This window comes from Phenylobacterium sp., from assembly GCF_031181185.1.
In the GTDB taxonomy this organism is placed as follows: domain Bacteria; phylum Pseudomonadota; class Alphaproteobacteria; order Caulobacterales; family Caulobacteraceae; genus Phenylobacterium.
On the sequence record NZ_JAPSKZ010000144.1, the window covers coordinates 1 to 9,194 of the forward strand.

3 protein-coding genes and 1 tRNA gene are annotated in these 9,194 nt (G+C 66.9%); 1 reads left to right on the forward strand and 3 read right to left on the reverse strand.

Annotated elements, in window-relative coordinates; genetic code table 11:
- Positions 1-1,022, reverse strand: a 1,022-nt coding sequence (locus RIF93_RS15505; RefSeq protein ID WP_309092350.1) for a hypothetical protein, incomplete at its 3' end; no start/stop codon positions are given.
- On the reverse strand, positions 1,009-2,529 hold the full coding sequence (locus RIF93_RS15510) for a hypothetical protein (RefSeq protein ID WP_309092351.1): 1,521 nt from the start codon (positions 2,527-2,529) through the stop codon (positions 1,009-1,011). The genes RIF93_RS15505 and RIF93_RS15510, both read right to left, overlap by 14 nt.
- 216 nt (positions 2,530-2,745) lie before the next feature.
- Here RIF93_RS15510 and RIF93_RS15515 point away from each other — a divergent pair, with 216 nt between their 5' ends.
- Positions 2,746-8,859: a hypothetical protein gene (locus tag RIF93_RS15515; RefSeq protein ID WP_309092352.1), complete on the forward strand. Its 6,114-nt coding sequence runs from the start codon at positions 2,746-2,748 to the stop codon at positions 8,857-8,859.
- A 208-nt stretch (positions 8,860-9,067) separates the two neighbouring features.
- Here RIF93_RS15515 and RIF93_RS15520 read toward each other — a convergent pair.
- A tRNA-Arg gene (locus RIF93_RS15520) sits at positions 9,068-9,144 on the reverse strand.
- Positions 9,145-9,194: the final 50 nt, after the last annotated feature.

Here is a 9,194-nt window from a genome sequence, read left to right on the forward strand (position 1 = left end):
ACAGGATCAGGAAGCGCTTCGATCGCGACCGTAGGTGCATCGACCCACTGATCGAGGCCAAGTGCTTGCATCGCCTCCCCTGTCGGCAGCCGACGGTAGAGGCTGGCCTCCGCATTGCGGCCGCCCACAGCGCCATCGCCAAGCGCAGCGGTCGTACAGTTGGCGCTGCCGAACAAGACGTGATCGTGCCGCGCCGTCTGCGCGAGGATCATCTTGGCGTGCGTAAATCGCTTCGGCCGCCAGCCGGCGATGTCGACGAACTCCGTTCCAGCCGGCAGGTTTGCACCGACGGGGAACTCATGGGTCAGCGCATCGATCAGAACGGTCGTGCGTGACGGTGATAGGGCTCGAGTCATCGCGCGAAGCGCAGCGAGGGAGTCGTCCCAATAGGGGCTCAGAACCCAAAGCCGCTCAACGGGATCCACGACTCGTTCGACGAAGCTCGCGATTATTCCAGGGTCGCCGGGCGAGGTCAGGAAGGCTGCATCTTCGGATGTCGGGTCGTCTTCGTCTTCCAGCCAAGGCGTCCGGGCCCAAGCCCAGTCCAGAGCATCTCTAACCCCGCCTGGCTCGACCACTCGTGAGTTGATGTATGCGGCGACCGCACGGAGCAGAGCACGCTCGGCGCTCGGCTCGGCGGTGCACTCGATCTCTGCTCCGATCTCCACGTTGCCGCCCAGTCCGGCGGCGGTGAGGTTCGCTGAACTGACGAAGGCCCGACCTTGGGTTCGGCCGAGCTGAAGGATGATCTTGGGATGGAACACCCCTTGGCCGACGGGTGGAGAGTACAGGCTGTAAGCCCGGCCGAGCTGGCGAGGGAGCGCCGAGCCGTCAGACAGGGCGAGGGTTCCCATCCGGGCGTCGCAGACGACCCCGATGTTGCGACACCCCACCGCCATGAGCTGCGGCACAAGCAGTTCCTCCAGCGCCGCAAACTCTGTCGCGAACGTGGTGATGAAGGAGCTATGAAAGCCGGTCTTTGAGGGCCGGCCAACGCGATCGACGATTTTAAGCGGCTGCATCAGCGGCCTCGATGAACCGGAGGCCTTCAGGAGAGGCTCCATTTTCATTCAACAGACCCAGGTCCCGCAGAATCTGGATCGCCGATCCGAGCCTGGGCGATGTGAGCACTGGCACGTAGGAGAGGCGGCGGACCAGCCGGCCTTCCCGAGTCTCGAAATGAAAGGTGTAGTCGCGCTGATAGCGCAGCTTGCGCAGGGCGACCTCCGCATGACGTTTGAGCACCCGCTCGACGAGGTAGTCCGCCATCAGATGGACGGCTGGTTGATCGCGACGGTTCTCAAGCCATTCGAGTTCGGATCGGATCGACCGCACTGACGGCGCCAACACAAAGCGATGCTCGATTTCCGCGGCGAGATCGGGACGGGTCCGAACGCGGTGGTGGATGGCCGCGATCACGCGGATCGACAGCTCGAGCTGGTCCTCGTCGGGTGTGCTGGTTCGTCCCAAGGCTAGGGCGGCGGACTGCAATGCCTCATCATCGAACGATGCAACCTGCAGCATCTCGGACCATGAAGCGTCGCCCGGCGCGATGTCGAATGCCATCATCGCGAGTTGCAGTTCGTCTGAGACTTCGGCGTAGGGAAAGCCGGAAGGCTGGCCTCCGAGGCGACTCAACGCCCAGGCGAAGAGCCCCGCCGCCGCAAGCTGGAAAAGATCATGCGCGTGATAGGCCTCCCAGCTCAACCGGTGAGCAGCGAGATCGTCGGGTAGCGGCATGCCCGGATCGAACAGGCGCCAGCGCACCTCGTCCGGGCTAGGCTGTCCGCCATTCTCGGCGGCTACGGCGAGCACCATTCTCAAACTGTCGCGGCGGTTTCGGTCACTATCCCGCGCACCTTCCAACGCTGCCGAAAGAAGATCGAGATAGAGCTGAGCTTCTCCCGATCCGAGCGGAATCCGGGACGGCGCGATGACCCCCAGGTCAGCCAAGAGGCCTCTTTGAATGGCGCCGGTTTGGATCGCCTCGATCAGCGGCCGTTCTGCGTCGCCGATAGACCTCCGGAACAGCTCCGCCAGACGACGACCGCTCCGCGCGGAGGCGATGGCGATCGCGTGCTCATCGCTAAGGGCGAAGAGGCCGGTCTCGATGAGCTGGGACACGTAGGCACCACCGAACACGCCCATCCGCTGCTTCAGGTAGAGGCGGGGTGCGGTGAGGCCCGCCGTCGGGGCGAAGTCGATGATGAACGGGTCGTCGAGCAGCACCCCCGTCGCCCACTCGATCCCGCCGACGCCGCTCTCCCCACCCGCTTCGGCGCTGACCAAGGCCAAGAGGGCTTCCGACCGCCGAACCCAGGTTCGCCAGGTCTCGGGATCCGTCCCGCCCACCCGCTTGGCGTAGGTATCGCTGACCCAGCAGTAGTAGCCGAAGTACCGCAGTCGCGGCGTCACGTTGCTGATGCCCGGCAGCAGGGTCTGATACAGGGCGACGCCGCTGTTCTGCATCCCCAATGGGTCAAGCCCGCGCTTCTCCGCGCGCTCGGTCCATTGCGGCATAATGTTCAATTAGGCCTCCCCCGAAGCGTTGGACATTTTCGTAGCTCACGCACGCCAAGCGTCAATCCGCCTATTAGCGGTTGTTTTTTCGGGACAGCTTGGGCGAGGATATTGGAATCGTCGGCCATGGAGACCCAGACCGCTGGCAACGCTACCTACGCCTGCCGCTAGAGTGCGCTTTGCCTTAGCTCCGCCATGTTGTGCGGCGGTGCGGATCAGTAAGGCATGACAAAAGACGCCGGCGCCAACCTCTTCGGAACACAGAATTCCCCGCGGGATGCGCCGCACCTGTTCGCCGGGGTGGCCTACCAGAAGCTCGTCACGCTGCGAGCCTGGCTGGCCCTCGGGCCCGAGGACGTCCTCTATGTGGAGACCGGAGAGGACCACGCCGTCCAGTCCGGCGCCAAGGCCGAACAGGTCCAGATCAAGCGCGTCACCCAGAAGTTGACCCTGGCCGACAAGGGCGCTCGGGCCGCCCTCGCGAGCGCCTTCGCGGCCGAGGCCGGGATTTCGACCCTCTTCTACACGACCGCGACGCCCGGGGCTGAAAAGGGCCTGGGCGGCGTTCTCGGCTTGGATCTCTGGGCCAAAGCCCGGTCTGGCGATCAAGCCGCCGCCAAGACACTGCAGGCCTATCTGGCCAAACGTGCGGCTTGGCCCAAGGCGTTGCGCGCGGTCATCAAGGGATCCGACGTTCAGGCCTTCATCGACAAGCTGGTGATGCGGCTCGACTGGGCGACCGACCGCCCGGGCATCGACCGATCGGAAGCGGCCCTCCGCACCGCACTACGCCAGCGTATTGAACTTCGCTATCCCGAGGGCGCAGCCGTCGCCGCCAACCTACTGGCACCCAAGGCCCTCCGCCGGATCGAGACCCTGGCGCGCCAAGTCCAACGGCCGCGCTCGCTTTGCGCTGCCGATCTCGAGGAACTGATCGACGACGTCGTGGCGGCCGCCCGGACTATCGCCATGCTCAATCCACCCGGGGGCGGCGAGGTCACGGGGGCTGCATCGGCGCCCTCAGCGGAAGTGGATCGCCTCAAGGCGCGGCTGTCCGGCGCGGCAAAGGCCGCAATCGTCGAGGTGGAGGATCACATCCGCGTCGGCCGATCCGGTGCGGCGGCCCAAGTTCTGGATCGCTGGATCGCCAACTCCGACGACGTGGAGTCGGAGGTCCATGCGTCCCTGCTGCGGCTGCGCGCCGATCTCCATATCGTCGATGGCGACGCTGCGTCGGCGAAGGCCTTGCTCGGCCGGGCCGACAGTGTGGCCGCCCCGCCGGATCGGCGTGCGCGGACGGCGCTGAAAGCGCTCGACGATCTCGAGGACGCCGTCGACGACCTCGACGGTCGACTGAGCGACGACGAACGCCTGTTGAAGGCCGAACTGCTGGTTCGGCTCGGACGCGGCGGCGAAGCCCTGACCCTGCTGCCGGAACCGGCGGCCGACGCGCCGGAAAGCGAGGCCTTCGTTCGCGTGCGGGCGCTCGCTATGGCCAGCGAAGGCGATCTGGACGCCGCCCTCGCCCTGGTCGATGCACGGCGGCGCGCGCCCGAGAGCTATGGGCTGCTGATTCTGGCGGCGACGTTCCGCTTCAGCGCTGGTCATGCCCGAGGCGTCACCGTCTCCATGACCGAATGGCCTGACCCGACGCCGTTCGGCCTGGTCCGGTCCGACTCGAAGTCTCGCGAACGCTTCTTGGAAGCGGCGGACTTGTTCGAGCGGTTGTCCGACGCCACGGACGATCCCCACCTGAAACGCGGCTGGCGGGTCTGGAAGTTGGCCGCTCTGACCAATGTCGCGACGGCCCGCGACCGGGCCGTAACCCTCGCCACCGAGCTCCTGGCCTTGGAGCGACCGCCGGTCGGCGCCATTCACTGGAGCCAAGCCCGCACCCTCGGGCTCGACATCTCGGCTGCCGTGGCGCGCCTCGAAGCGCACGTGCTGGCGCAGACCGCCGATGTAGAGGAGCTAATCGCCTGCGTCCTGGTGCGTCTGCGCCGCGATGACGACGCCGGCGCCCTAGCTTTCCTGGAGGCCCACGCCAGCCTCGCCGTCACGGAGTTCGAGCAGGATGCCGTGCGGAAATGGGCGGCACGTATCCGGCAGGCGCTGGGGGAGGACCAAGGCGAAGACGACGCCGATCCCAGCCTGCGCCTGTCCAACGCGATGACCTCCGAGAACTGGCCCGCCATGGCCGCCCTGGCCGAAGAAGCGGACGTCTCCATTTCGGTGAAGCTGGCCGCGGTGCTCATGCTGGCCCAGGCCGAGGTCTGGTCAGCGCTGGAGCCGCACGAGGACTTTCTGCGGGGGCTGCGGACGGAGGAAGCGGCCCGGGCGCTGGGCGAATGGTATGTCGCGGTGCGACGTCCCGGCGACTGGCTCGACTATCTGTCCGGCGACTTCGGCGCGGCGGTCGATGCGGACCTTCCGAGCGCCCTGATCCCGCCGACGGTCGACGCCCTGATGGCGCTCGGCCGCGTGCCGGAAGCCTTCGCCTTGCACGACTCCTGGGCGCCGGCGCCGGGCGACCGACGCAAGGCGGTTCAGGCCCTGAACCTCGCCTTGCGCATCGGGGACCTGAAGGGCGCCGTCCGACAGCTGCCCAACATCCAGTCCCATCTGGGACCGTCCGGCCGCCTCCAGCTCGCTGCGCGGTTGGCCGCCGCCGAACCTCAGGCGGCTCAGGCCCTCATGGCCGGGTTCGACCCCGCGCAGGTTCCGGTGACCGAGGCGGCCCTAGCGTTCGATGCGGCGGAACGGGCGCGACTGAGCGGCGGGCTCTCCGATGCCTTCCAGCGCGCCCTGACCAGCCCGGAAGCCGTGAAGGCCGGTATTGTCCGCCACGCGACGGTCGAGGACGTGATCGAGCTCCAGCGCCAGATGGCGGAATCGGGCGCGCGTCAGACCCAGCACTATGAGGCTGGCGACGTCCCGGTCCACCTGATCCTCAAAAGCCGCCTCGGGCGCGCCTTCGTCGGACTCCTCTCGCCAAGCGATGAACGCCCAGTCGATCTCTTCGTCCGGGCCGCCGGCCGAACGACCCTCGAGCCAGTACCGGACGGCCGGCTCGTCTTGGACATCACCTCCCTGATCACCGCCTGGGGCTGCGACCTGATTGGCCCCATGCTCAAGGTCTGGACACTGGCCGTTGCGCCGACAGCGCCCGTCGCGCTTCAGGCGTTGGAGGCGGACCTTCTGCCCAATCAACCGGCCCGCCATGATGCAAACCAGCAGGTGATCGCCCATGTCGACGCCGGGCGGATCACAATCGGTCGGCCGACCAATCCGTCCTGTCGCATTGGCTTCTTGTCAGATGGCGACGCCGACGCCACAGGAGGCGACGTCATCGCGTGGTTGGTCGATCGGGGCGATCTGACGGTCGATGCAGCCGCGGCGGCCAAGCTGGCCCTGGGAGCCGAAGCGCCCGCGCGGGGGCGGGATCACGGGCCAGGAGAGCCGTTTGTCCTGAATGCCGGCGTCGCGGCCAATCTGGCCTTCGCCGGCCTGTTGGACGGTCTGTTGGCGCTGGGTGCGGTCGTAATGGACGCTCAGGGATGGGAAGAGGTCCGGCGCGAGACCCAGCAGAGCGCTCGCGAAGCAGAAGCCGGCCGGCGCTTGGGGGCCCTTCGCATGGCTCTGGCGGACTGGATCCGTGACGGGGAGATCGCCGTCCTGCCCGAGCCCACCGTCGTTAACGAGGATATCCGGGAGGATGCCGCCACCCAATGTCTGGTTGACATCGTGGTCGGGACCTACGACGCCGAGACCTTGGTCTGCGTTGAGGATCGCGCGACCAGCCTGCATTCCGGCGTGGGGCTGGCTGGGTTCCGGGGCGTGATCGACGTCGCGGGTGCCCTTCTGGATCGGGACCGCATCAGTGAAACCGTCTTTCTCGGCATCGAGGCCCGACTGCGTAACGCCGGCTTCCGCTTTCTTCCGATCACGACCGAACGGGTCCTGACCGCCCTGCGACGGGCGCCGATCGAGGATGGCGCGGTCGTCGAGACCCCGGAACTGACAGCGCTGCGTCGGGCGGCGTCCCGCGATGGCGCCCGGGAGGACGTGTTGCGGATGCCGCCCACCCTCGAGGTGCGGGGTGAGTTGGCCTTTGCCATCGGGGCTATGCGCCTGTTCGACACCTTGTTCCCCAAGCTCTGGGATACGGCGGTCACGCCCGGTGCCTCAACCGAGACCCGCTTCGCCTGGTCGGACTGGCTCTGGGGGGCTCTGCGTTTCGAGAGCTGGGATCGTTTCCCCGTCATGCAGCCCGACATCGACGGCCGCCGCGCGATGTACATCACGGCCTTCCGCTTCCAGCTCATGGCCGGCCTGTTCGTCGACAACGATCCGGATATCGGCCGAAACGCCTATGAATGGGTCTGGAACCGGACGCTCCGGCCCGAGCTCGAACTCGATTCGGGTCTCGGCGAGGCGCTGGCGCGCGACTTCCACGACAGCTGGTTCGGCGATGACAGCAAACTGAGCGGCAACCTGGAACAACGCCGCAAAGTGGTCGGGCGGCTGATTGCGCAGATGCCTGATGGGATGAGCGACCTGATGCTTGCCAACCGCGACCTCTCCGCGGCGCTGCGCCCCCTGATCACGGGGCAGCTGACGTTCGGAAATCTGAATGTGCCCGGGCGTCCTTTCGCAGAGGCCGCGGTGACTGCGTGGTCCGCCGGTACCGCGACGCTTGATGCCGGTGACGGCAAGACCTTCGCCCTCGCCCGGGATGGCGAAACCATGACCATCGCGGAGGGCGACACCCTCTACCGGCTGTCGGCCGAGACCATGGCCCTGATCGCCGACGCCCCGGAGGCACAAAGAAGCGGCGTCCGCACCCAGCTGCTCGATCTCGGCGAGTCGGAGACCGCGGCCGATGCGGCGGCCGAGGAGGTGGCGGGAGTCGGTGACGCTTTCGAACGGATCCGCGCCCTGACACGCCTGCGGTTGGCGACCACAGAGGGGCGACTTCTGGCGATCGCCCACAATCTCGATGCCTCGCTCATCCGCTTCGACTTCCTGACACCGCCCGCCCCATCCTCGCTGCTACACCAGCTCGGTTGGACCGAGGCGCCGGACTGGACGGCTCTGGCGGCGTCGACGCCGGCCGCTGAAGCGCTGCAACGCGCAGCGACCGCGCCCTTGTGGGCCTCTGACACAGTGGACCGCCTGACGGACGACATGACGGAGGAGGATCGCAACGCCCTGTTGACCCACCTGTCGCAATCGCCGCTCGGCAATCTGACGGCGGTGCGCCTGCTGAAGCGCTGGGGCCGTAGCGATACAGAGCTTGTCGAGGCCATCGAGCATGTCGTCCATGTCTTCGAGACTGAAGGCCAGGCCTTCACCGACCTCGTCACCCTCATGCAGCGCCGGGCCGACCGCGATGGCGATTGGGCGGCCATCGATGCGCCACGCCGTAATCTGGCGATGTGGGCTTGGGCCGACCGCGTCTGGCGGGTCTGCTCTCCCAACGGGCTCGATCCGGAACGTCTGGTCGAATACGCGATCGAGCACTGGGAAAAGCGCCCACGCGACTGGCTTGGCGAGGCCATGTCGACCTGCGTCGCCGCCGCGCCCTGGACGAGCTGGCGCCGCACACTGGTCTGCGGCCTGGCCAGCATGCTCGGCGATCGGATCGACCTCATCCGCACAGGCCCGACCGGAGAGCGGATCAAGGCCCTCTACAAGGTCCCGGCCAACACGGGCGAGATGAAGGAGCTGCACGGCCACACCTACGCGGATGACGCCGCCCTGACTTGGCTGGCGGACTATCCGGACGTTGCTTGGAATGGAGACGACCCGGATCCGACCGGCGTCGCTGAAGCCGTCGCAACGGCCTCGGATACCGCACCGCCTCTGACTCCGGCGCTTGTGATCGGTCCGTTCGCCTTCTCGGAGGCCGACGCCCAGCGTCTGCTGGACGTGCTCGAGCGGCAACCGGAGGTTCGATCAGATGGCGACATCCTGCGCCTGAACATCGCCGAGATCGTCGCACGTCGCCTTGGCTCGACGTCGCCAGACGTAGCGGGACGCCTCGAACAGATTGCTCTTGGCGAACTCAGGGCGGCCCGGGCTCGGGAAGACTGGGCACGGATCCGCGACGCTGTCATCGACCGCATTCTTAGGATCTTTCTGCCGCTGACGGGCGGGGTCGGAGAAGACGCCTCCGCAGCCCTCGCCGCCCGCCTGCATCGCCTGACGGGGGCCCTGCCGTCCCAGGACGAGATCGAGACCCTTTGGCGCGCGACCCGTTTCCTGCTGGCGGCGACCCCGTTCGACCGGCGGCGTGGTCTGTGGGACCTGCACCTGCGCCTGCGAAGTCGGGTCTGATCGTTTGCGTAGTCGTACAACGCGTCCGGCCCAAACGACAATTTGGATCGACTCTTTAGTGTCCAAAGCCCGCAGTTAGGCGACGAAGATCGCCTAGGCCCAAATCCCACCGAGCGCGCTCGACGCCCCACTACTGCCCCACTTACGGCTACACGGAAGACCGGCGTGAGAGTCTTTCCGGCGAACGTTCTGATTTGTAAGAGAAAAATGGCGCACCCGACACGATTCGAACGTGTGACCTTTGCCTTCGGAGGGCAACGCTCTATCCAGCTGAGCTACGGGTGCGTCTGCGGCCGGGGCCGGGAGGAAGGCCTCTACAGCAGGAGCGCGCCGCC

What these genes read in the sequence shown, in the direction of transcription:
- RIF93_RS15515 (WP_309092352.1), top strand. Translation starts at nt 2,746, where the DNA reads ATGACAAAAGACGCCGGCGCCAACCTCTTCGGAACACAGAATTCCCCG.